The organism is Achromobacter sp. AONIH1, from assembly GCF_002902905.1.
Lineage (GTDB): Bacteria > Pseudomonadota > Gammaproteobacteria > Burkholderiales > Burkholderiaceae_B > Achromobacter.
Genome location: NZ_CP026124.1, coordinates 4,202,305 through 4,225,500, shown reverse-complemented (window position 1 = coordinate 4,225,500; position 23,196 = coordinate 4,202,305). Strand labels below are relative to the sequence as shown.

General features: G+C 69.1%; 20 protein-coding genes. 2 read left to right on the top strand and 18 right to left on the bottom strand.

From position 1 onward, the window contains the following. Window positions 1–2: 2 nt before the first annotated feature. The 15 genes from C2U31_RS19440 to C2U31_RS19370 form a co-directional block, all read right to left on the bottom strand. Window positions 3–446 carry an SCP2 domain-containing protein gene (locus tag C2U31_RS19440; protein WP_103274277.1) on the bottom strand — a complete coding sequence of 148 codons (444 nt, stop codon included), beginning with the start codon at window positions 444–446 and terminating at the stop codon, window positions 3–5. After that, the gene (locus C2U31_RS19435) at window positions 443–1,339 is read right to left on the bottom strand and encodes a U32 family peptidase (protein WP_103274276.1); all 897 of its coding nucleotides are present in this window, start codon (window positions 1,337–1,339) and stop codon (window positions 443–445) included. Before C2U31_RS19435 ends, C2U31_RS19440 begins: the two co-directional genes overlap by 4 nt. After that, window positions 1,336–2,352, bottom strand: a complete 1,017-nt coding sequence (locus tag C2U31_RS19430; RefSeq protein ID WP_103274275.1) for a peptidase U32 family protein — start codon at window positions 2,350–2,352, stop codon at window positions 1,336–1,338. Before C2U31_RS19430 ends, C2U31_RS19435 begins: the two co-directional genes overlap by 4 nt. A gap of 109 nt (window positions 2,353–2,461) precedes the next feature. Further along, a complete protein-coding gene (locus C2U31_RS19425) occupies window positions 2,462–3,124 on the bottom strand; it encodes a response regulator transcription factor (RefSeq protein WP_103274274.1) in 663 nt (220 codons plus the stop codon). Between the two features lie 168 nt (window positions 3,125–3,292). Further along, window positions 3,293–5,230 carry a type IV pili methyl-accepting chemotaxis transducer N-terminal domain-containing protein gene (locus tag C2U31_RS19420; protein ID WP_103274273.1) on the bottom strand — a complete coding sequence of 646 codons (1,938 nt, stop codon included), beginning with the start codon at window positions 5,228–5,230 and terminating at the stop codon, window positions 3,293–3,295. Window positions 5,231–5,322: 92 nt separating this feature from the next. Beyond that, on the bottom strand, window positions 5,323–5,844 hold the full coding sequence (mobB, locus tag C2U31_RS19415; protein ID WP_103274272.1) for a molybdopterin-guanine dinucleotide biosynthesis protein B: 522 nt from the start codon (window positions 5,842–5,844) through the stop codon (window positions 5,323–5,325). After that, on the bottom strand, window positions 5,841–6,500 hold the full coding sequence (locus tag C2U31_RS19410) for a carbonic anhydrase (protein ID WP_103274271.1): 660 nt from the start codon (window positions 6,498–6,500) through the stop codon (window positions 5,841–5,843). The genes mobB and C2U31_RS19410 overlap by 4 nt, the downstream gene beginning before the upstream one ends. A gap of 1 nt (window position 6,501) precedes the next feature. Beyond that, complete coding sequence (gene moaA, locus C2U31_RS19405; protein ID WP_103274270.1) at window positions 6,502–7,590, bottom strand: GTP 3',8-cyclase MoaA; 1,089 nt, start codon at window positions 7,588–7,590, stop codon at window positions 6,502–6,504. After that, on the bottom strand, window positions 7,587–8,351 hold the full coding sequence (locus C2U31_RS19400; RefSeq protein ID WP_103274269.1) for a peptidylprolyl isomerase: 765 nt from the start codon (window positions 8,349–8,351) through the stop codon (window positions 7,587–7,589). The genes moaA and C2U31_RS19400 overlap by 4 nt, the downstream gene beginning before the upstream one ends. 30 nt (window positions 8,352–8,381) lie before the next feature. Further along, window positions 8,382–9,065 (bottom strand): respiratory nitrate reductase subunit gamma, encoded by a 684-nt coding sequence (narI, locus tag C2U31_RS19395; protein ID WP_103274268.1) that lies wholly within the window; start codon window positions 9,063–9,065, stop codon window positions 8,382–8,384. Window positions 9,066–9,086: 21 nt separating this feature from the next. Continuing rightward, window positions 9,087–9,734: a nitrate reductase molybdenum cofactor assembly chaperone gene (gene narJ, locus C2U31_RS19390; protein ID WP_103274267.1), complete on the bottom strand. Its 648-nt coding sequence runs from the start codon at window positions 9,732–9,734 to the stop codon at window positions 9,087–9,089. Window positions 9,735–9,749: 15 nt separating this feature from the next. Next, window positions 9,750–11,315 carry a nitrate reductase subunit beta gene (narH, locus tag C2U31_RS19385; RefSeq protein WP_103274266.1) on the bottom strand — a complete coding sequence of 522 codons (1,566 nt, stop codon included), beginning with the start codon at window positions 11,313–11,315 and terminating at the stop codon, window positions 9,750–9,752. Next, window positions 11,312–15,052 (bottom strand): nitrate reductase subunit alpha, encoded by a 3,741-nt coding sequence (locus tag C2U31_RS19380; RefSeq protein WP_103274265.1) that lies wholly within the window; start codon window positions 15,050–15,052, stop codon window positions 11,312–11,314. The genes narH and C2U31_RS19380 overlap by 4 nt, the downstream gene beginning before the upstream one ends. 144 nt (window positions 15,053–15,196) lie before the next feature. Beyond that, window positions 15,197–16,582, bottom strand: coding sequence for a NarK family nitrate/nitrite MFS transporter (locus C2U31_RS19375; RefSeq protein WP_103274264.1), 1,386 nt, complete (start codon window positions 16,580–16,582; stop codon window positions 15,197–15,199). A gap of 24 nt (window positions 16,583–16,606) precedes the next feature. After that, window positions 16,607–17,872 carry a nitrate/nitrite transporter gene (locus C2U31_RS19370; protein ID WP_369869677.1) on the bottom strand — a complete coding sequence of 422 codons (1,266 nt, stop codon included), beginning with the start codon at window positions 17,870–17,872 and terminating at the stop codon, window positions 16,607–16,609. A 264-nt stretch (window positions 17,873–18,136) separates the two neighbouring features. On the opposite strand from C2U31_RS19370, the gene C2U31_RS19365 reads away from it, so the two are divergent. Beyond that, the gene (locus C2U31_RS19365) at window positions 18,137–19,384 is read left to right on the top strand and encodes an NnrS family protein (protein WP_103276457.1); all 1,248 of its coding nucleotides are present in this window, start codon (window positions 18,137–18,139) and stop codon (window positions 19,382–19,384) included. An 85-nt stretch (window positions 19,385–19,469) separates the two neighbouring features. Here the strand turns inward: C2U31_RS19365 and C2U31_RS19360 are convergent, their stop codons facing one another. Beyond that, on the bottom strand, window positions 19,470–20,720 hold the full coding sequence (locus C2U31_RS19360) for an FAD-dependent oxidoreductase (RefSeq protein WP_103274262.1): 1,251 nt from the start codon (window positions 20,718–20,720) through the stop codon (window positions 19,470–19,472). 116 nt (window positions 20,721–20,836) lie between these two features. Between C2U31_RS19360 and C2U31_RS19355 the strand changes: the two genes are divergently transcribed. Beyond that, window positions 20,837–21,754, top strand: a complete 918-nt coding sequence (locus tag C2U31_RS19355; RefSeq protein WP_103274261.1) for a LysR family transcriptional regulator — start codon at window positions 20,837–20,839, stop codon at window positions 21,752–21,754. A 48-nt stretch (window positions 21,755–21,802) separates the two neighbouring features. Here C2U31_RS19355 and C2U31_RS19350 read toward each other — a convergent pair whose 3' ends face one another. Together C2U31_RS19350 and C2U31_RS19345 are read right to left on the bottom strand one after the other, a co-directional pair. Beyond that, complete coding sequence (locus C2U31_RS19350; RefSeq protein WP_103274260.1) at window positions 21,803–22,165, bottom strand: hypothetical protein; 363 nt, start codon at window positions 22,163–22,165, stop codon at window positions 21,803–21,805. 189 nt (window positions 22,166–22,354) lie between these two features. Next, window positions 22,355–23,140, bottom strand: a complete 786-nt coding sequence (locus C2U31_RS19345; RefSeq protein ID WP_103274259.1) for an SDR family NAD(P)-dependent oxidoreductase — start codon at window positions 23,138–23,140, stop codon at window positions 22,355–22,357. Between the last annotated feature and the right edge of the window lie 56 nt (window positions 23,141–23,196).

Below are 23,196 nucleotides of genomic sequence, written 5' to 3'. Positions count from 1 at the left end.
CCTCAGGCTTGCGGCCTCCCCAGCGCGCCCAGCTTGTCCAGCCAGGCCGGCCGCGGCGAGGCGTCCAGCCAGTTCTTCACGATCAGGCCCAGCTCGGTGTCGCCGGATATCCGCAGCCGGCGCTGGAAGAACAAGGTGTCGGCGTCCATGTCCGCGCGCATCAGCGCCAGGAAGTCGGCCAGCCTGGCGCCCAGTTCAAGCTCGGCCGGCGCGCCGTCCCACACGGGGCGGAACGCGCCGCCGCGCACGGCGAAGCAGCTGCGCAGGCCCAGGTCCTCGACGGTGATGGCGAAGCGCCGGCCATCCAGCTCGGCCGGCGGCGCCAGCCATTTGAAGCGACGCGCCAGCTCCAGCCCGGCGGTGAAGTGCAGCGACACGAGCGGCGCCGGCAGCTTGCGGCCCAGCCGGGCCAGCAGCGCGGGCGGCGCGGGCAGGCTCAGGTTCATGCCGGCTCCCGCAACAGGTCGATGCCCGCGTGGCCGTAGTAATAGCCGTTGCAGCGTTCCATGCCGGCGGGCGGCGCGACCTCGGCCGCCGGCGCGCCATGGCGCGTGGCGTCCAGCGCCGCGATGGCGGCCTGCGTGCCGGTCGATTGCGGACTGACGCGCAACACGCGCGCGCCCATCACGGCCAGCTCCATCGCCTGGTCCAGCAGGTCCAGGCAGGCCGCCGACTGCACCTGGATGCCGTTGATGGCCAGGAAGTCGCGCGACTCGCGCGTGCGCAGGTCCAGGCCGTCGGGATGCTCGATGCAGCGGAAGCCGCAGTCGTCCTTCTTCAGCCGGAAATGGCGGGCGGTGAAGCAGCGCGCCGAGAACGCCAGCGCCATGCGGCCCCACACCATGACCTCGCACTCCAGCGCGGCGGGTTTTTCCGCCAGCAGGCGCGCCAGCGTGGCGCTGTCCATCTCCAGCGGCGCGACGAAGCGCACCGCGCCACGGCTGGCCAGCCAGTCCAGCGTGCCGCCGTGATAGGCGTTCATGTGCGGCCCGGCCACGAAGGGACGGCCGCCCAGGTGGCGCAGCGCGCCCACCTCGCCGGCCTCGATCAGGAAGTCCTGCTGTTCGCACAGCTTGCGCAGCGCGCCGGCCTCGGAGCCGGTCTCGATCAGGGTGCGGCCCGACAGCACCACGGTCTTGCCGGTGGCGCGCAGGTCGCGCGCCAGGTCCAGCCAGTCCTCGGCGCGCAGTTCATGGCGGCGGCTGCACACCGTCTCGCCCACGTAGATGATGTCGGCCGGGCCGTCGGCCAGGTCGGCGTAGAAGTCCAGCGTCTGCTGGCGCGGCCAGTAATACAGCAAGGGGCCGACGGAGATGCTAAATGCCGGGGTTGCGTTCATTTCCATGGACGTTCGAATGCGCCTTGGGTGACTTGGGAGCCCTCGGCATGGCGCGCCAGCATGGCGTTCCATTCGGGGCGCGGAGAGAAGCGCGCGGCGTCGGCGTGCGCGCTGTCCAGCGCGGCGCGCAGCGTGGACACCACCTGCGTCACATAGGCCGGGCTGCGCTGCCGCCCTTCGATCTTGACGGCGGACACGCCCATCTCGGCCAGCCGGGGCAAGAGGCCGATGGCGTTCAGGCTGGTGGGTTCCTCCAGCGCGTGGTCGTCGGCGCCATCGACCTTGAAGCGACCCTTGCACAGCGTCGGATAGGCGGCTGGCTCACCCGGCTCGTAACGGTCGATCAGGATGCCGTTCAGGCGCGCGTCCATGCGGCCCTTGTCCTCCACCCAGCGCACCGCGTGCGCGGGCGAACAGACGCCCTTGTTGTTGGGGGAATCGCCGGTGGCGTAGGACGACAGCAGGCAGCGGCCCTCGGCCATCACGCACAGGCTGCCGAAGCCGAACACCTCGACCTCGACGCTGACCTGTCCGCAGATGCGGGCGATCTCGGCCAGCGTCAGCACGCGCGGCAGCACCACGCGCTTGATGCCGAACTGCTCCTTCATCAGCTCGATGGCGTCGGCGTGCGTGGCCGAGCCCTGCACCGACAGGTGCAGCCGCAGGTCGGGATAGCGGTCGCTGGCATAGCCCAGCAGGCCCGCGTCGGCCATGATGACGGCATCCGCGCCCAGCGAATGGGCCGCGTCCACCGCCGCGCGCCATTCCTCGCCGCGCCCGGCCTGCACGAAAGTGTTGATGGCGAAAAGGACCTGCCGCCCGCGCGCATGGGCCAGCTCGACGCCGGCGCGGATGTCGTTTTCGGTGAAATTCAGCCCGGCGAAGTTGCGGGCATTGGTGGCGTTCTTGAGGCCCAGGTAGACCGTGTCCGCGCCCGCTTCGATAGCGGATTTGAGCGCGGCCAGGCTGCCGGCCGGAGCCACCAGTTCCATGGGTGAGGTTCGCGTTTGCATGCCGGCCAGTCTAGGGGCCGGTGCCGGGCGCGGCCTTGTCGCAGATCAAACGGCGGCGGGCCGGCGTTTGCGGCGCATCAGTCCGCCGGCGGGCGCGCGCGCCGCGCGCTCATTCCTCGACGTGCAGCCCGTGTTCCACCGCGTACACGGCGACCTGCACGCGGCTGGTGAGGTTGAGCTTCTTCAGCACATTCTGCACATGGATCTTGACCGTGCTCTCGCTCACGTCCAGCTCGCGCGCGATGACCTTGTTGCTGGCGCCGCGCGCCAGATACTGCACGATCTGCGTCTCGCGCGCGGTCAGCCTTTGGCGCTCGCCCTGCCCCGCCGGCTGCGCGCCGGCCTGGGCCTGGCCACGGAACTGCTCGACCAGCTTGGCGGTCATGCTTTGCGCGATGACCGGCTCGCCGCCCGCCGCGCGCCGGATCGCGCTGGTGAGCGCCTCGGCGTCGATGTTCTTGACCAGATAGCCGCGCGCGCCGTCGCGCAGCGCCTGCCCCAGCTCGTCGGCCTCTTCCGAGACGGTCAGGATGATGACCGCACAGGAAGGCAGGTCCTGCACCAGCAGCTGCAGCGTTTCCAGGCCGGACAGGCCCGGCAGGTTCAGGTCCAGCAGCACCACGTCGGGCTTGAGTTCCTTGGCCCGCTTCAGGCCCTCGACGCCGTCGCCGGCCTCGGCCACGATCTCGAAATCGGGCTGGCGCTGCAACAGCAGCCGCAGGCCCGAGCGAAACAGCGTGTGGTCATCGACAAGAAGGATTCGGATGGACATGTTATTGCATCGTTCAGTTATGGAAAGCACCGCCCCCCCGTCTCGCAGGCCGTGGCTCAGCTCCGCCGGGTCGCGCGGAGCCGGCTTTGCCGGTCCGCGGCGACGCCCCCTGGAGGGGGGCCGCCCAGGTGGGAAGCGCGCAGCGCTTCGGGGGTGGGCCACCTCCCTCTAGGCGGCCTGGCGTTCGGCTCCGGGCAGGGTCAAGAGGACTCGCGTGCCCTGACCCGGCCGCGATTCGAGTTTTATCACGGCGCGCATCCGCGCCGCGCGTTCGCGCATGATGTGCAGGCCCACATGCGCCTCGCCACGAGCGGCCACTTCCTCGGCGTCGTAGCCCTGCCCGTCGTCGCTGATGTCGAGCACGAAATCGCGCCCGTCCTCGACCTCGACGCGCACGCGCGCGGCCTCGGAGTGCTTGCGCACGTTCGACAACGCCTCCTGCAGGATGAACAGCACCTGCAACTGCTGGTCCGGCGCCAACGGCGCGCCCTGGCGCTCGCCCACTGCCAGCTCGGTATCCATGCCGGTCTGGCGACGGAAGCGGTCCACGGTGTCCTCGATCGCCACGTATAGATCGCCCTGCGACAGCTTGCTGCGGAAATTGGTCAGCAGCTCGCGCACATCCTGGTAACTTTCGTCCACGCCGGTGCGCAGCAGCGGCAGGATTTCCTCGACCTCGGCGGCGTCGCCGCGCTTGACCGCGCCGTCCAGCATCTGCAATTGCAGGTTCAGGAAATTCAGGCCCTGCGCCAGGCTGTCGTGCAGCCCCTGCGCCACCAGCCCGCGCTCCTGCACCACCGCCAGCTGCCGCGCCTGGGCGCTCAGGCGGCGGTTGTCCAGCGCCACGCCCAGGTGCTGGCCCAAGGTTTCGAGCAGCTGCGATTCGGCAGGCGCGAGCTTGCGCTGGCTGCGGAAATGCAGCGAATACGAGCCCAGCACCTCGTCGCGCGCGACGATGCGGAACACGGCCACGCTGGCGAAGCCCTCGCGCTGGCAGTTCAGGTCCAGGCCGGGCGGCGCGTGGCGGAAGTCCTGGATCACGATCACCCCGGCCTGGCGGGTGGCGACGCCGCAATAACAGTCATCCACGCGCATGCAGTGCTCGGACTCGACCAGCGCGTCCGACAGTCCGACCGACACCATCAGGTTGAGCTTTTCGTTGTTCGGGTCGAGCGCCCGGATGCTGCCGCCCTCGGCGTCGAATTGCAGCATGACGCGCCGCAGGAAGCCGTCGCACAGCGCCTCGATCTCGTTGGGCTGGTTGAGGAAGGCTGCCATGTCGTAGAGCGCGCCGATGTCGCGGTTCTGCGCCGCCAGCTGGGCCGTCTTCTGCTCCACCCGCTGCTCCAGCCCGGTGTACAGCCCTTGCAGCTCGTCGGCCATGCGGTTGAAGCCGCGCGCCAGCACGCCGAATTCGTCGCGGCTTTCCACCGGCAGCCGGGTGCTGAACTCGCGCGCCGCCATGCGCTGCAAACCGTCGCGCAGGCGCAGCACGGGCGAGATGATCCACAGGTACAGCAGATAGATCATGGCCAGCGTGCCGGCGCTGGCGATCGCCGCCAGCACGCCCTGCGACAAGCGCAGCATCGTGGTCTTGCCGGCGTTGTCCTGCTCGATCATGCGCACCAGCGTGTCGGCCTTGGCCACGAACTCGGGCAGCGTCTCCAGGTAGTAGGCGGCGTCGGGCCGGCCGAGGGCGCGCAAGGCCGAGGGCTTCATGATCTCGCGCCAGTAGCCGGCCACCTCGCTCCACTGCCTGCGGATGCCTTCGTCATTGGGAATGAACAGCGGCCTGGCCGGATTGCCCTTGGCCAGCCGCGCGATGGTCTCGTCCATGAGCAGGATCTGCTCGTCGGTGCGCGCCTTGCGCCCTTCCTGCGGCCGCATCAGCTCCACCGCCACGCGGTTGGCGCGCATGCGCAGGCTGCCGGTATCGTTGATGGCCGCGCCCGCGCCCTCCAGCTGCCAGGACAGCCACAGCGTCCAGCTGATCATGGACAGCACCACCACCAGCGCGGCCAGCGACGTGGCGATGATGCGCGTGGACAGGCGATGCCGGGGTGACGGCAGGCCGCCGGGGTCGGTTCTGGAATCGATAGGGGTCATGAATGTCTTGCTGGCCGGGCCGGCATGGCGCCAGTGTAGTCCTTCGGCGGCCGGTTACAGGTCGGGCCTGCTCCCACCCCGGCGGGAAAAACCTAGGCTTTCCCCGGCGCCAGCCCCAGTGTGCGGCAAATGAACGCCGCCACCGCGTCCGGCTCGTTCAGCGGCAGGCATGGCAGCGTCGCATCTGGCGTCATTTCCAGCGCCGCGTCCGTGACCACGGCCAGGAAGCCGGCGTCCTCCGCGTGCAGCGCCGGCTTGCCCAGCGCCGGCCGGTAGACCTCGATGCGCGGGATGGCGGCCTGCTTGAAGCCCTCCACCAGCACCAGGTCGGCCGGCGCCAGCCGTTCGAGCTGCTGCGCCAGCGTGGGTTCGGGTCCGCCGCGCAACTCATGGACGATGGCGTAGCGGTACGGCGAGGCCACCATCACCTCGTGCGCGCCGGCCTGCCGAAAGCGCGCACTGTCCTTGCCGGGCGGCTCCATCTCGAAATCGTGGTGGCTGTGCTTGATCACGCTGACCGCCAGTCCGCGCGCGCGCAGCAGCGGCAGCATGGCTTCGATCAGGGTGGTCTTGCCGCTGCCGGAACGGCCGGCGATGCCGAAAACTGGGGTCATGCAAGCTCCGTGAACAAGGGGCAGACGATGGGCAGGAAGCCGTCCGCGCGCTGCGAGTATGCCAGTAAAGCGCCCGCCACCAGGTCGAAATACCAGCCATGCAGGGTCAGCGTGCCGGCCTCCAGCGCCCGCCGCACGCTGGGCAGCGACTCCAGGTTGCGCAGCGAGATCAGGATGGACGCCTGTTCGCAGGCGCGCCGGCGCTCGGCGTCCGGCGCGTCCGGCATCTGGTTCAGCACGCGCTGGCGGGCCGGCTCGGCGATATCCATCCAGCGGTTCAGGTAGTCCGGCTCGCCGGCCGCGCCGGCGGGCCGCTCCATCAGCGCACGGATGCCGCCGCAATGCGCGTGGCCCAGCACGATGATGCGGCCCACCTTGAGCTGGTCCACCGCGAACTGGATCGCGGCCAGCACGCCGTGATGGCCCTGGTCGCGGTCGGCCGGCGGCACCAGGTTGGCGACGTTGCGCACGGTGAAGATGTCGCCGGGATCGCAACCCAGCAACATGGCCGGGTCCACCCGCGAATCGCAGCAGCCGATCAGCAAGGTGCTGGGGTGCTGGCCGTCGCGCAGGTTGCGGTAGAGCGAGGGCGCGGCCTCGTAGTACTGGTACTGGAAACGCTGGAAACCGTCGATGAAGCGTTCGATATCGCGCATCTCAGCCTCCCGTCTGCGCCATGAAGCGCAGCACGCGCTCGGGCCGGGCGTTGAAGTCGTGCCGCTCCGGCTTGGCGGCGATGCCGGCCAACAGCGCGCCGCGCAGCTCGGCGTCGCTGGCGCCGGCGCGCAGCATGCGGCCCAGCGGCACCTGGTCTTCCTGGCCCAGGCACAGGTAGAGCGTGCCGTCCGCGCCCAGCCGCACGCGGTTGCAGGCGACGCAGAAGTGACGCGACATGGGCGTGATCACGCCCAGCACGTGGGTCCGGCCGTCGGCGGTCCAGTAGCGCGCCGGGCCGGCGCCGCCAGACGCCAGCGCCGGCACCAGGCCATGACGGGCCGCCAGCCGCGCGCCCAGCGCGTTCAGGTCGACATGCTCATGGGCGCGGCCGCAGTCGCCCATGGGCATGGGTTCGATCAGGCGCAGCACGAAGCCCTGCTCGCGGGCATAGGCCAGCAGCCGCTCTACGTCATCTTCAGGCGTGGCGGCATGCACCACGCTGTTGAGCTTGACCGGCGCGAAACCGGCCTCGCGCGCCGCGCGCAGCCCGTCCAGCACATCGGCCAGGCAGTCGCGCCCGGTGATGGCCTGGAAGTCGGCGGCGTCCAGCGTGTCCAGGCTGACATTCAGGCGCTGAACCCCAGCCTCACGCAGTGAGCGCGCATGGCGCGCCAGCCGCGTGCCGTTGGTGGACAGCGACAGGTCGCTCAGGCCCGGCATGGCCGCGATGGCCGCCGCCAGCCCGGCGACGCCGCCGCGCGTCAGCGGCTCGCCGCCAGTCAGGCGCACCTTGCGCACGCCGTTGTCGACGAACAAACGCACCAGCCGCGCCATTTCCTCGTGGCTGAGCCAGTTGGCCGGAATCTCGGCGCCCTTGTAGTCCTTGGGCAGGCAGTAGGTGCAGCGCAGATCGCAGCGGTCGGTGACGGAGACGCGCAGATAGTCGATGCGGCGGCCATGGCCGTCGATCAGACCGGCGCCCGCGCGCGCCGACGCGGGCCAGGACGGGGCGCCGGGCGCGACGGCAGAGGCCTTGACGGATGCAGCAGCGGATTCAGAAACAGACTCAAGAACAGACGGGGGCTTCATGGCGCGCTCCCGCCGCCGAACACGCGCTCGGGCTCGCCGTCGTCCAGGTCGATGCCCTCGACGCTGGCGCGCCCCACCAGCAGCTTGATGTACTGACGCCAGGCCGTGTCCCGGCTCACCGAGGACAAGGCGTGGGCGATCTGCTGCGCCACCTGCTCATAGGCCAGCATGCGCCCCTCGATGCGGCGCGTGACGCGCACGATGTGCAGGCCGTGGCGGGTTTCCAGCAGCTGCGGCAGCAGCCCGCCGGCGGGCAAGGCGAACACGGCGCGCTCGAACTCCGGCACCGTATCGCCGCGCCCGAGCTGGCCCAGGCTGCCGCCGACCGCGGCCGACGGACAGTTGGACTGCTCGCGCGCCACCTCCGCGAAGCGCGACGGATCGGCCATCAGCTCGTCCAGCACCACCCTGGCGTGGGCGCGCAGCATGTCCAGGTTCACGCCGGGCGTGACCTGGAACAGGATATGGTCGGCCTCGATCAGCTCGCCCACCATGAAGCGCTCGGGATGGGTCTGGTAGAAGCGCCGGCAGGCGGCCTCATCGGCCTGCGGCGCCCTCGCCTCGCTGGCCAGCAGCGCGCCGATGGCGACTTCCTCGTCCTCGGCGTCCAGCCCCTGCCGGCCGGCCTCGTCCAGCAGCACCCGGCGCAGCACCAGCGCGGTGATGGCGCTGCGCATCGGGTTGCCGGCGTCGGCGTGGCGCGGCAATTCGCGTTCCAGATCGGCATCGTTCAGTTCGACGCCATTGACGATGACAGGCATGTTCGACTCCTTCGTGTTCCGGGACGCGGCTCAGCGCGGACGCACCAGCTGCCAGGCTCGGCCCAGGTAGCCCAGCGAGGCGAAGCCGCTCCAGACGTGCACCAGCCGGGTGAAGGGAAAGATCACGAACAGCGTGAGTCCCATGAACAGGTGCGCCTTGAACACCGGCGAGACGCCGGCGATATGGCTGGCGGCGTCGCCCTGGAAGGTGACGATGTGCTGCGCCCAGGTCATCAGGCTGACCATCACCTCGCCGTCCATGTGACCGGCGGACAGCGCGATGGTCGACAGGCCCAGCAGCAGCGTGACCAGGATCCAGAGCAGCAGCAGCTTGTCGCCCGGCTTGGTGGTGGCGGCGATGCGCGGATCGCTCATGCGGCGGTGGATCAGGATCAACAGGCCGATCAGGCACAGCCCTCCCATCACGCCGCCGGCCACCATGGCGACCATCTGCTTGAGCGAATGCGACACGCCCAGCGTGTCCCAGACCACCACCGGCGTCAGCAGGCCGACGGCGTGGCCGAAGAACAGGCCCAGGATGCCGACGTGGAACAGGATGTTGCCCAGCCGCAGGCGGCCGTGGTGCAGCAGCTGCGAGCTGTCGGTCTTCCAGGTGTATTGCTCGCGCTCGAAGCGGACCAGGCTGCCCAAAAGAAAGACGGTCAAGGCAATGTAGGGATAGATGCCGAAGAAGAACTGGTTCAGGGTGTTCATGATGCGTGTTCCTGGCAGCGGTCAGCGGGCGGCCGTCCCGCGGGGGTAGAAATGCACCGCGTGCGCGCCGCCCTGGGCGGCCGGGCGCAGCAGCGGCTCGATGCCGTCCGGGCCGGCGCCGAAGGTCTCCATGGCCTCGTCCATGTCGCGCACCGGCGCCTCGGTCTGCTCGCGCGGCGTCACGCCGGACAGGTCGCGCAGCACGGCGAAGACGCAGGCATAGGGGCTGTCGCCGCGCGCCAGCCGCGAACCGATGGCGGCCAGCACGTGGATGGCCTCGTCCAGCAGCGCCTGGGCCTGGTTGGCGTCGATCACGCCCAGGAACTCCAGGAACAGCGGCACATGGTCCGGCAGTTCCGACACCACGGGTTCAAAGCCATGGTCGCGGTAGGTCTGCAACAGGTCCACCATGGCCTGGCCCCGGTCGCGGCTTTCGCCGTGCACGTGCTCGAACAGGTGCAGCGAGTGCGAGCGGTTGCGGTCGAAGGTGGCGACGTAGGTTTCCTGCAGCGGGATCAGGGCCTGGCCGCCCAGCCAGGCGGTCAGGGGTTCCAGCGTCTCGCCGGCCCAGGGGTGCTCGGCCAGCGCGGCGTCGATCTCGGGCAAGGCGTCCAGCAGCTCCTGCTCGGGGTAGCTGAGCAGCGCGGAAAGCAGTCGGTACAAGCTCATCGTGTTCTCCTTTGCTCAGGCCGCGGCGGCCTTCTTGCGGGACTTGGGCATGTCGATGAAGATCTCGCTGCCCTGCGGCTTCTTGCCGAACAGCGAGCCCTCGGACACGCCGCCCGAGCAGCCGTTGCCGAAGGTGAAGCCGCAGCTGCCCTTCTCGTTGAAGCTGTCCTCGACCATTTCCTTGTGGCTGCTCGGCACCACGAAGCGGTCCTCGTAGTCGGCGATGGCCATGATGCGGTACATGTCCTGCACGGTGGCGTCGTCCAGGCCGACCCGGGCCAGCAGCTCGCTGTCCAGCTCGCCGTGCACGGTCTCCGAGCGCTTGTAGGCGCGCATGGCCAGCATGCGCTCCAGCGCCAGCAGCACCGGCTCTTCCTTGCCCGCCGTCAGCAGGTTGGCCAGGTAGCGCACGGGGATGCGCAGGCTGGACACGTCCGGGATCATGGCGCTCTTGCCCACGGTGCGGGTCGGCATCTTGCCGGACTCGGCGGCCGTCTGGATCGGCGACAGCGGCGGGATGTACCAGACCATGGGCAGCGTGCGGTATTCCGGGTGCAGCGGGAAGGCCACGCGCCATTGCACGGCCATCTTGTAGACCGGCGACTTGCGGGCGGCCTCCAGCCAGGACTCGGGAATGCCCTGCTCGCGCGCGGCGGCGATCACCTCGGGCGAGTGCGGATCCAGGAACAGGTCCAGCTGCGACTGGTACAGGTCCTGCTCGCTGGCCACGGCGGCGGCGCGCTCGATCTGGTCGGCGTCGTACAGCATCACGCCCAGGTAGCGGATCCGGCCCACGCAGGTCTCGGAGCACACGGTCGGCTGGCCGGCCTCGATGCGCGGATAGCAGAAGGTGCACTTCTCGGCCTTGCCGCTCTGCCAGTTGTAGTAGATCTTCTTGTACGGGCAGCCGGAGATGCACATGCGCCAGCCCCGGCACTTGTCCTGGTCCACCAGCACGATGCCATCGTCCTCGCGCTTGTAGATAGAGCCGGACGGGCAGCTGGCGACACAGGCCGGGTTCAGGCAGTGCTCGCACAGGCGCGGCAGGTACATCATGAAGGTGTTCTCGAAGGTCGAGTACATCTCCTTCTGCACGCCCTCGAACAGCTGGTCGCGGCTGCGCGCGCTGAACTCGCCGCCCAGGTCGTCTTCCCAGTTCGGGCCCCAATGGATCTTGTCCATCTTCTTGCCGGTCAGCACCGACACCGGACGCGCGGTCGGCGGCGTCTGCGACAGCGGCGCGTTCTTCAGGTGCTCGTAGTCGTAGGTGTAGGGCTCGTAGTAGTCGTCGATCTGCGGCAGGTTCGGGTTGGCGAACAGATTGGCCAGGATGCGCAGCTTGCCGCCCTGGCGCGGTTCCAGCTTGCCGCTGGCCGTGCGGTTCCAGCCGCCCTTCCACTTGCCCTGGTTCTCCCATTCCTTGGGATAGCCGATGCCGGGCTTGGTTTCCACGTTGTTGAACCAGGCGTACTCGACGCCGTCGCGGCTGGTCCAGACGTTCTTGCAGGTGACCGAGCAGGTATGGCAGCCGATGCACTTGTCCAGGTTCAGCACCATGCCGATTTGGGCGCGTATCCTCATGATTGCTTCTCTTCTTGTTGCGTTTCAACCAACGGGCCTTCAAGCCAGTCCACTTTCTTCATCTTGCGCAGCACCACGAATTCATCGCGGTTGGCGCCCACGGTGCCGTAGTAGTTGAAGCCGTAGGCCTGCTGCGCATAGCCGCCGATCATGTGGGTGGGCTTGAGCACGGTGCGGGTGACGGAGTTGTGGATGCCGCCGCGCTTGCCGCTGGTCTCGGCGCCCGGCACGTTCACGATCTTTTCCTGGGCGTGGTACATCAGGCACATGCCCACCGGCACGCGCTGGCTCACCACCACGCGCGCGGTCAGCGTGCCGTTGACGTTGAAGACCTCGACCCAGTCGTTGTCCACCAGGCCGGCCTGCCTGGCCTCGGCCTCGGAGATCCACACGTGGGGACCGCCCCGGCTCAAGGTCAGCATGCGCAGGTTGTCCGAGTAGGTGCTGTGGATGCCCCACTTCTGGTGCGGCGTCAGCCAGTTCAGCACCAGCTCCTTCTCGCCGTTCGGATAGCGGCCCAGCATGGGCGCCACCGTCTTGGTGTCGATGGCCGGCTTGTAGACGCAGAAGCCCTCGCCGAAGTCCAGCATCCAGCGGTGATCCTGGTAGAACTGCTGGCGGCCGGTCAGGGTGCGCCATGGGATCAGCTCATGCACGTTGGTGTAGCCGGCGTTGTAGCTGACCTCCTCGCTTTCCAGGCCCGACCAGGTCGGCGCCGAGATGATCTTGCGCGGCTGCGCCTGGATATCGCGGAAGCGGATCTTGTCATGCTCGCGGCCGATCGCCAGGTGGGCGTGCTCGCGGCCGGTGATCTTGCTCAATGCCTCCCAGGCCTTGACCGACACATGGCCGTTGGTCTCGGGCGCGAAGGTCAGGATCATCTCGGCGGCGTCGATGGCCGTGTCCAGGCGCGGACGGCCTTGGCTCACGCCCGGCTCGCTGACGCTGTCGTTCAGGCCGGCCAGCTCGCGCACTTCGTGCTCGGTGTTCCAGTTGATGCCCTTGCCGCCGTTGCCCAGCTTGTCCAGCAAGGGGCCGACGGAGGTGAACTTGCGGTAGATGTCGTTGTAGTCGCGCTCGACCACGACCATGTTGGGAGCGGTCTTGCCCGGCACCAGGTCGCACTCGCCCAACTTCCAGTCCTTGGGCTCGAAGGGCTGGCCCAGTTCTCCCGGCGTGTCGTGCATCAAGGGAGCCAGCACCAGGTCGCGGCGCTTGCCCAGGTAGGGGCCGCCGATCTCGCTGAAGCGCTTGGCCAGCAGCTTGTAGATCTCCCAGTCCGTCTTGCTTTCCCACAGCGGCTGCACCGCCTCGCTGAGCGGGTGGATGAACGGGTGCATGTCGGACGTGTTCAGGTCGTCCTTTTCGTACCAGGTGGCGGTCGGCAGCACGATGTCGCCGTACAGGCAGGTCGTGCTCATGCGGAAGTCCAGCACCGTCAGAAGGTCCAGCTTGCCCTCGGCGGCGTCGTCCTCATAGGCGACCTCGACCGGCTTGATGGCGTCGGCCTCGTCGCCGAACACGGCGTTCTGCGTGCCCAGCAGGTACTTCAGGAAGTACTCGTGGCCCTTGCCGCTGGAGCCCAGGATGTTGGAGCGCCACACGAACATATTGCGCGGGAAGTTGGCCGGATCGTCCGGGTTCTCGCAGGCCATCTGCAGCGCGCCCGACTTCAGGCCCTCGACGGCGTGCGCCACCGGGTCCTTGCCGGCGGCCTCGGCCTCGGCCACCAGGTCCAGCGGATTGGTGCGCAGCTGCGGCGCCGACGGCAGCCAGCCCATGCGCTCGGCGCGGGCGTTCAGGTCGATCATGCTGAGTTCGCCGTACTTGCCGCGGTCGGCGGTGGGGCCCAGCACTTCCTGCACGTTCAGCTTCTCGTGACGCCACTGGCTGGTGTGGGCGTAGAAGAACGAGGTGCCGTTCATCTGGCGCGGCGGGCGCGCCCAGTCCGAGGCGAAGGCCAGCGGCGCCCAGCCGAACTGCGGCCGCAGCTTTTCCTGGCCCACGTAGTGCGCCCAGCCGCCGCCGCTCTTGCCCACGCAGCCGCACATCATCAGCATGTTGATGATGCCTCGGTAGATCATGTCCATGTGGTACCAGTGGTTCAGGCCGGCGCCGACGATCACCATGGACTTGCCCTGGGTGTCGTGCGCGTTCTGCGCGAACTCGCGCGCCACCTGGATCACCTGGGCGCGCGGCACCGAGGTGTGCTTTTCCTGCCAGGCCGGGGTGTAGGGCACGTCGTCGTCATAGGACGTGGCGACATTGCCGCCGCCCAGGCCGCGATCCAGGCCGTAATTGGCCATCTGCAGGTCGTACACGGTGGCGACCAGCGCGTCCGTGCCGTCCGCCAGGCGGATGCGGCGCGCCGGCACATTGCGCGTCAGCAGCTCGTCGTGCTCGCCGCCGAAGTACGGGAAGCCCACGCCCACGACCGCATCGGCCTGGTCGATCAGGGACAGGCGCGGCGTGATGTCGCGGCCGCTGCCGCCGTCGCGCGCTTCCAGGTTCCAGCGGCCGACCTTCTCGCCGCCGTTGACCGCGCCCTCGCCCCAGCGGAAGCCGATGCTGCCGTTGGGCGCGACCAGATCGCCACTGTCCTCGTCATAGACCAGCGTCTTCCAGTCGGGATTGTTCTGCTCGCCCAGCGCGCCGTCCAGGTGCGAGGCGCGCAGGAAGTGGTCGGGCACATGGCGGCCGTCGCGCTCCTTGAGCAGCACCAGCATGGGCATGTCGGTGTAGCGGCGCACGTAGTCGCGGAAGTAGTCCGAGGCGCCGGACAGGTGGAATTCCTTCAGGATCACATGGCCCATGGCCATGGCCAGCGCGGCGTCGGTGCCCTGCTTGGGCGCCAGCCAGATGTCGCCGAACTTAACCATTTCGCCGAAGTCGCTGGACACGGCCACGGTCTTGGTGCCCTTGTAGCGGACCTCGGTGTAGAAGTGCGCGTCGGGCGTGCGGGTCTGCGGCACGTTCGAGCCCCAGACCATCAGGTAGGTGGAGTTGTACCAGTCGGCCGATTCCGGCACGTCGGTCTGTTCGCCCCAGACCTGCGGGCTGGCCGGCGGCAGGTCGCAGTACCAGTCGTAGAAGCTCAGGCAGGCGCCGCCCAGCAGGCTCAGGTAGCGCGCGCCGGCCGCGTAGCTGACCATGGACATGGCCGGGATCGGCGAGAAGCCGATCAGGCGGTCGGGGCCGAACTTCTTGATGGTGTAGGCATTGGCGGCGGCGATGATCTCGGTGGCCGTGTCCCAGTCGGCGCGCACGAAGCCGCCCAGGCCGCGCACGGCCTTGTAGCGCTTGGCGCGGACCGGATCCTGGCTGATCCATTCCCAGGCCGCGATCGGGTCCATGGTCTTGCGGGCCTCGCGCCACATCTCGATCAGGCGGCCTCGGATCATCGGGTACTTCACGCGCTGAGCCGAATAGACATACCAGCTGTAGGACGCGCCTCTGGGACAGCCGCGAGGTTCGTGGTTGGGCAGGTCCGGGCGCGTGCGCGGGTAGTCGGTCTGCTGCGTTTCCCAGGTGATCAGGCCGTTCTTGACGTAGACCTTCCACGAGCAGGAACCGGTGCAGTTCACGCCGTGGGTCGAGCGCACGACCTTGTCGTGCTGCCAGCGCGCGCGGTAGGCGTTCTCCCAGCGGCGGTCCTCGTTGACCGTCTCGCCGTGCCCGTCCGCGAAGGTGGATTTCACCCTGGACATGAACTTCAGGCGATCCAGAAAATGACTCATTGTTGCTCTCCAAGAGCGCCGGCCCGGCCGGCGCATGCTGCTTGCTCTGCTTGCGAATCCACTTTAGGCCCGGGGCGCCGCGCCCGCCATTGCCCGCAGGCACAGGTCGGGCACGGCAGAATGACTAGTCACCCCGGTCATTGCTCAGCACGGCACCGGCGCATTGCGGCGCGCGTACTGCCACCAGGTGATCAGCACGCAGGTGGCGTAGAAGGCGATGAAGCAATAGAGCGCCGCCTGCGCGCCGCCGGTCAGCTCCAGCGAGGTGCCGAAGCTGCGCGGGATGAAGAAGCCGCCATAGGCGCCGATCGCGCCGGAGAAGCCCAGCACCGCCGCCGATTCCTTGGCGGCCTCGGCCAGCGCCTGCTTGCGCCCGGCCTCGCCCCGGCCCTCGGCGGCCTGGGTACGCTCGCGCAGGAAGATCACGGGGATCATGCGGAAGGTCGAGCCGTTGCCCACGCCGGTCAGCGCGAACAGCACGATGAACATGGCCAGGAAGCCGTTGAAGTCGCCGCCCTGCCCGTTCACCGGCATGAACATCATCACGCCAAGCACCGCCGCGATCATGCCGACGAAGGTGAACAGCGTGACGCGCGCGCCGCCCAGCTTGTCCGACACCCAGCCGCCCAGCGGCCGCGTCAGCGAACCCACCAGCGGCCCCAGGAAGGCATAGGCGGTGGGATCGACCTGCGGGAACAGCGTCTTGGTCAGCATGGCGAAACCGGCCGAGAAACCGATGAAGGAGCCGAAGGTGCCCACGTACAGCCAGCACATCAGCCAGTTGTGCTTGCGCTTGAAGATCACCGCCTGGTCGGCGAAGGACGCGCGCGCGTCGGCGATGTCGTTCATGCCGAACCAGGCCGCCAGCGAGGCCAGCGCGATCGGCAGCACCCAGATGAAGCCGGCGTTCTGCAGCCAGATATTGGTCGCCGCGCCCTTGACCATGGCCTGCTGCGGGTCGCCGCCCAGCGCGCCGAACATGCCGGCCGAGATCGCCACCGGCACGGCGAACTGCACCAGCGACACGCCCAGGTTGCCGATGCCGGCGTTCAGGCCGGTGGCCAGCCCCTTCTTTTCCTTGGGAAAGAAGAAGCTGATGTTGGCCATGCTGGAGCTGAAGTTGCCGCCGCCCAGGCCGCACAGCAGCGCCAGGATCAGCAGCGTCGGATAGGAGGTGGACGGATCGCGCAGCGCGAAGCCCATGCCCAGCGCCGGGATCAGCAGCGAGGCCGTCGAGATGGCGGTCCACTTGCGGCCGCCGAACACCGGCACCAGGAAGGAATAGAAGATGCGCAGCGTGGCGCCCGACAGCGCGGGCAGCGCCGTCAGCCAGAACATCTGGTTCTTGGACAGCATGAAGCCGGCGCGGTCCAGGTTGACCACCACCACGCTCCACAGCATCCAGATGCTGAAGGCCAGCATCAGCGCGGGGATGGAGATCCACAGGTTGCGGTTGGCGATGCGCGCGCCGGTCTGTTGCCAGAAGCCGGGATTCTCCGGCTCCCAGCGCTGCAGGACATGAGTGGACATAGGGTTCTCGCTAGAAGGGAGGAATCAGGCCGGCTGGCGCCGGGCGATGGCCGCGCTTTCGGGCCGGAAACTGAAGTGCATGAAGATGAGCGACACGCAGACCGTGCCGTACAGCAGCATGAAGGCGCTGGAGCGCACGCCGGTCAGGTCCAGCAGCACGCCGAACAGGATGGGCAGGATGAAGCCGCCCAGGCCGCCGGCCAGGCCGACGATGCCGGACACCGCGCCGATGTTCTGGCCGAACTCGTCCGAGATGAACTTGAAGACCGAGGCCTTGCCGACGGCCATGGCGATGCCGACCACGAACAGCAGCACGGTGAAGGGGATGGGACCGAGCGCGATCTCGAAGCTGCGCGGACCGGCGGCGGTCATGATGGTGAACTGCGTCTGCGGGTAGCTGAGCAGGAAGAACGCGACCCAGCACACCCACATCACCCACCAGGTGGTCTTGTAGGCGCCGTAGCGGTCCGAAATCCAGCCGCCCACCGCGCGCAGCACGCCGCCGGGCAGCGAGAAGCAGGCCGCCAGCAGCGCCGCCAGCTTCATGTCGAAGCCGTATTCGCCGATGTAGTACTTGGTCATCCACAGCGCCAGCGCCACATAGCCGCCAAACACCACCGAGTAGTACTGGCAGTAGCGCCACACGCGCGGATCCTTGAGCATGGCGAACTGTGCCTTCAGGCTGGCGCCGCCGGTGACGCGATGCGCCGGATCGGACGACGAAAACAGCCAGAACAGCACCGCCGTCACCAGCAGCGCCACCGCGTATACCTGCGGCACGATGACCCAGGCGCCGCCGGCGGCCGCGATCAGCGCCGGCGCCACGAACTTGGTGATGGCCGAGCCGGAGTTGCCGGCGCCGAACACGCCCATGGCCAGGCCCTGCTTGTTGCGCGGAAACCAGCGCGCCACATAGGGCGTGCCGACCGAGAACGAGCCGCCCGTCAGGCCGACGAACAGCGCCAGCACCAGGAAGTGCCAATACTCGGTGGCATAGGACAGCAGCCAGATCGGCACCACGGCCAGCAGCATCAGCACGAAGAACACCGGACGGCCGCCGTAGCGGTCGGTCCAGATGCCCAGCGGCACGCGCACCAGCGAGCCGGTCAGCACCGGCATGGCGGCCAGCAGGCCGAATTCCGTCTCGGACAGCCCGAGCTGCTGCTTGATGGGGATGCCCAGCACCGCGAAGATCATCCATACCGCGAAGCAGATGGTGAAGGCGAAGGTGCTGGAGACCAGCACGCGCATGGGCGCGCCGGGCCGGGTATGACTGGGTGATGCTGTCATGGTCGTTCTCGCTTTGCTGACGGATCTATCCGACGAATACATGCGCTCAGACTAGGGATACCCCGCCGCGCGCGCCATTCGCCGGCCGACCATCCGGCCGCGCCGATGTGACTAGTCACCCCCTGCCCGGAAGCCGGGTTTGCGCCAGATCAAATCCGCGCGCTGGCATGGCTTGTGGGCTAGCATTAATATGCATTTGAAATACACCTTAAAAGCCGGCCCTGCCGGTTCCATGCACAGGGCGCCACACGGCGCATGTCCACCATGAGCAGCCTGCTTTCCATCGACGAACCCGTCCGAGCCCCCGCCCGGCCCCGCCCGCAATGGCGCGCCTTCACCGAAATGGGTTTCCGCCCGCTGTACCTTGCCGGCTGTGCCTGGGCCTTGATCTCGGTGCTGCTCTGGGTCCACGCGCCTTCGCTGCTGCGCGGCGAATTGAACGGGCTGGCCTGGCACGCGCACGAGATGCTGTGGGGCTTCGTCGCCACCATCGCCGTGGGCTTCCTGCTCACGGCCGGCGCCAACTGGACCGGCCGCAATCCGCTGCGCGGCAACGCGCTGGCCGCGCTGTGCCTGGTGTGGCTGGCCGCGCGCGCCGGCTACCTGGTTCCCGGCCGTCCGGCCTTCCTGCTGGCGGGCATCGCCGACCTGGTCTTCTTCCTGTGGGGCGCGGCGGCGCTGGGGCGCTCGGTCTGGCTGACGCGCAACAAGCGCAACTACGGCGTGCCCTTGCTGCTGGCCGCGCTGGCATCCGCCCATCTGCTGTACCTGACGGCCGCCGTCTCCGGCGACTACCTGGGCCTGATGCGCTACTTCAACGCCGGCCTGCTCAGCATGGCCGTGCTGACCCTGCTGATCGCGCGCCGCGTGCTGCCCTTCTTCGCCAAGCGCGCCGTGACCGGCCTGGACATTCCGCCGCATACCCGGAGCGGCCACTGGCAGCTCGCGGCCGGCGTGGCCGCCATCGTGCTGCTGCTGGCCGGCGCGCCCAAGGGCGCCGCGCTGGCGCTGGCCGCCAGCGGCCTGATCGCGCTGGTCCAGTGGCTGGCCTGGAAACCCTGGACCGCGCGGCGCGTGCCGCTGCTGTGGATCCTGTACGCCGGCTACCTGGGCCTGAGCATCGGGCTGCTCGTCGGCGCGGCGCAACTGGCCGGCCTGGTCGTGCGCGTGGCCTGGCCCGCGCACGTGATCGGCGTGGCCGGCTTTTCGGTCATGATCCTGGGCATGGTCACGCGCACCGCGCTGGGCCACCTGGGCCGTCCGCTGCAGACCGACCGCAGCATGGTGCTGAGCTACGCGCTCATCATCCTGGCCGCGCTGCTGCGGCTGGCGGCGCTGCTGCCGTCGAGCGCCGTGACGGGCTTGCTGCACGCCTCGGCCACGGCCTGGGCGCTGGCCCTGGCGCTGTATTTGTGGCGTTTTTTCCCGATGATGATCCGGCCGCGCGCGGACGCGGGCGGCCAGGCGACGCCGGTGATGCGGATCAAGCCGGTGGTGGCGCCGCGCGGTTGAGCGCGCGGGTTCGCGCCGCTACCCGCGTCGCAATTCAGGCCTCACTCCCCTCGGCCGCCCAGCCAACTCGTGGCCGACGTTACCGCTACCGTCCCGCGCCGCTGCCGGCAACGGTGGCCGCCCCGGCTTCGGCCAGCGCCAACGCCGGCAAAGGCAGGCCCCGCCCCCAGCCTTGCGCCAACGCATGCACGCCTTGCAGCGGATCGCTAGCGCGCACGCGCGCGTCGCGCTCGCGGCAAGCCTGCGGGTCCGTGATGAACAACTCTCGCGCGAAGTACCGCGCCTGCCGCGTGATGGCCTCGGTTTTCTCCCGCCGCAATCCGCCGAACCGTTCCAGCGCCTGCTCCAGTTCCGCGCCCGGACCCATGGCCGGATCCTCCAGGCAGCGCGCCAGATGCCAGGCATCCTCCAGCGCCTGGCAGGCGCCCTGTCCCGACGTGGGCAGCGGCGCGTGCGCGGCGTCGCCCACCAGCAGCACATTGCCGCGATGCCAGCGGGCCAGCGGTTCCAGGTCGTGCACCGCGATCAGGCGCAGGGCCCGCGGCGGCGTGGCATCGATGACCGCGCCTATGGGATCGGGCCAGCTCTCGAACAGGCGGCGCACCTTGCGCCACTCGCCGTCCTGCGCGGCGGCCGCCGACGCGCGCGCCTGCTCCAGCGTCTGCGCCTGCGCGCCCGCCCAATAGACCTTGCGCCGCCCCAGCGCCACGATGCCGACGCGCTCGCCGTGCCCCCAGTAGTCGTGGATGGCAGCGCCGTCCACCAGATCGCGCGAGCTTTCGGCCACGCCGATCCAGTTGACGAAGCCTTGATAGACCGGCGCGTTGCCGCCCGCCACATGGGCCCGCGCCACCGAGGACATGCGTCCGTCCGCGCCGATGATCAGGTCCGGGCGCGCATGCCCGCCATCCGCGAAGTGCACCACGGCCCGGCCATCCGGATCGTTGGCGATGGCCGTGGCCTCGCGGCCGAACGCCACCGGCACGCCCGCCTCGCGCGCCCGCCGTAGCAGCACCGCTTGCAGGTCCGTGCGCAGGATGGCGCAAGTGGGATATCCCATCAGGCGATCCAGCGGCTCGATATCAAGGCCGCCCAGCGACCTGCCCTGGGCGTCGTAGCGATGCATGGCGGCGGGCGTGCCGCCCAGCGCCAGCACCTCGTCCAGCAATTCCAGATCCGCCAGCACGAAGCCGGCATTCGGCCACAGCGTCACGCCCGCCCCCATCGTGGCCGGCGCCGGGCGGCGCTCGTAGACGCGGGGTTCATGTCCCCGGCGCGCCAGCGCCAGGGCCGTGGCCAACCCCGCCACGCCGCCGCCCAGAATCGCGATATCCATGCTTGCCATCTCCCGTACAGACGCGCTCTTGCGCAAAGCCGTCATGCTAGATTCCGCCACTCTTGATAACCAGAGTGCGAAAATGCAGTTCTCTATGACCTGAAACGGGATAATCCATGCCCAGCAAGCTGGACCTGAACACGGTGCGCGTCTATGCGGCCGTGGTCGATGAACAGAGCTTCGCCGGCGCGGCGCGCCAGCTCCAGCTGCCGGCCTCCAACGTCAGCCGCCACGTCGCCGCGCTGGAACGCAGCCTGGGCGTGCGCCTGCTGGAACGCAGCACCCGCCACCTGCGCATGACCGAGGCCGGCCGCCTGCTATACCAGCGCGCCAAGCCCCTGCTGGACACGCTGGCAGCCACCGCCGAGGAACTGGGCGCCGGCGAACAGGCATTGCGCGGGCCGCTGCGCATGTGCATGCCCGGGGAAGCCCCGCTGCTGCTGGGCCCGATCATCGCGGAATTCTGCGCCAGCCATCCCGGCGTCGAACTGCAATGCGACACCCGCATGGCCGGCGAACAGGCGCTGCGCGAGGACATGGACCTGGCCATCGTGTTCCATCGTGGCGACCAGGACGACAGCACGCTGGTCACGCGCGAACTGGCCAGCCTGCCCAGCCTGGTCGTGGGCGCGCCCGGGCTGATCGCCCGCGCCGGCATGCCCACGCGCACGGCGCAGCTCAAGACGCTGCCCTGCATCACGACCTTGAGCGCGCTGCAAGGGCAACCCTGGCGTTTCGTGGACGCCGCCGGACGCATGGTGAAGGTGCCGGTGCGCAGCCGCTACCGCGTCAACAGCGGCGCGCTGGCGCTGGCGGGCGCGCGCCAGGGCATCGGCTATGCAATCCTGGCGGCCGGTCCCTGCCAGGAGGATCTGGCGGCGGGCCGGCTAGTGGAGGTGCCGCTGGAATTGCGGCCGGCGCCCTTGCAGCTGCTGGCCGTGTATGGCCATCGGCATTCGGCCAGCGCGCGTGTACGGACCTTGCTGGACCTGATCAAGCTGCGCTTGGATGAGATGACGCCGGCCCAAGCCTGAGCGCGGCAACGCCCTCGCGCGGGTATTGCCCGCATGGGGCGCCGTGGATCACCACGGAAATGGCGGCTCGATCCTGAACTCCAGTCCGGCCCCGGCAAGCGTCTCCTGCATCGGCGCGACCTCGTATGCCAAGCCTGTAAACGCCAGCCCCGCGGGCGCTCGCAGCAGTGCTCGCGCCTGCGGCAGCGCAAGGCCCGTCAGGCTCGCCACCGCCTGTACGTGCGCGCTGTTGTCGACGTCACCCGAGATCACGGTCACTCGGTAGGAAGTCGCATCGTTCAGGAAGTCCGGCAGGCAGGTGGTGAGCAAAGCCCAGGAGCAGAGTGTGCAGAACATGCCCTGGCTGGCGCCTTGGCGTCGGACTTCCAGGAGTCCGCCGCAGTCGGGGCAGATGGAGTCGGAGATGTTCATCGTGCTGTCTTTCCTGGAAAGAACCTGCGCCATGTTCCCTGGGCGGGTCGTATCGCTGTTGTACGTCGCGGCGCCGCCCCCCCGACCTGGAACGAGCGACAACTATCCCCCATCTCCGTGTCTGACGCAAAGGCATCATCACTCCCCCTGGCCACCGCCGCCTTCCTTTCCCGCGACAGCCGCGCCCCCTCAAACCATCACCCTCCCCCCCGCCACATCCAGCGTCACCCCGGTGATCCACCCCGACGCCGACGACAGCAGGAACAAGGCCGCCGCCGCCACATCATCCGGCTCGCCCAGGCGCCCCAGCGGAAACGCCGGCAGCATGGCGCGGCGCTGCGCATCCGGCATGCGCAAGGCGGTCCGCTCGGTCAGCACCGCCGACGGCGACAGGCAATTGACCCGCACGCCCGCCGGCCCCGCTTCCACGGCGGCATGCCGCGTCAGCATGATGACCCCAGCCTTGGCCGCGCCGTAGCCGGCCGGCGCGCCCGAGGCCACGCGGCCGCCGGCCGAGGCCATTGTCACCGCGCTGCCCGCGCCGCGCGCCATCATGCCCGGCAGGAAGCATTGCAGCGTGAAGAACGTGGACGTCAGGTTGTTGTCGAGGCTGGAGCGCCAGTCCTGCTCGCTGATCTCGCCCAGCGGCTGCGGCCGGCCCGTGCCGCCGCCGGCGAAGGCCGCCAGCAGGTCCGGCTCGCCCCAGGCCTGGCGCAGTTCCCCGGCCATGCGTCGCGTGTCCGCCAGGTTGGCGCAATCGGCGGGCGCCGCCATGGCCTGGCCGCCGGCGTCCCGGATCGAGGCGACCACGGCCTGGATCGCCGCCTCGTCGCGACCGTTGACGGCCACTTTCGCGCCGCTGGCGGCCAGGGCCCGGCACGTCGCCGCGCCGATGCCGCGCGAGCCGCCGGTCACCAGCGCGACCTTGCCGCGCAGGTCGGGATAGAGGGAGATCGTGGATGAATGGGTCGTCATGGCCTGCGCTCCGGTGTAGGGAAAGACGCAGCGTAGAAGCCGCCGTGGCTATACTC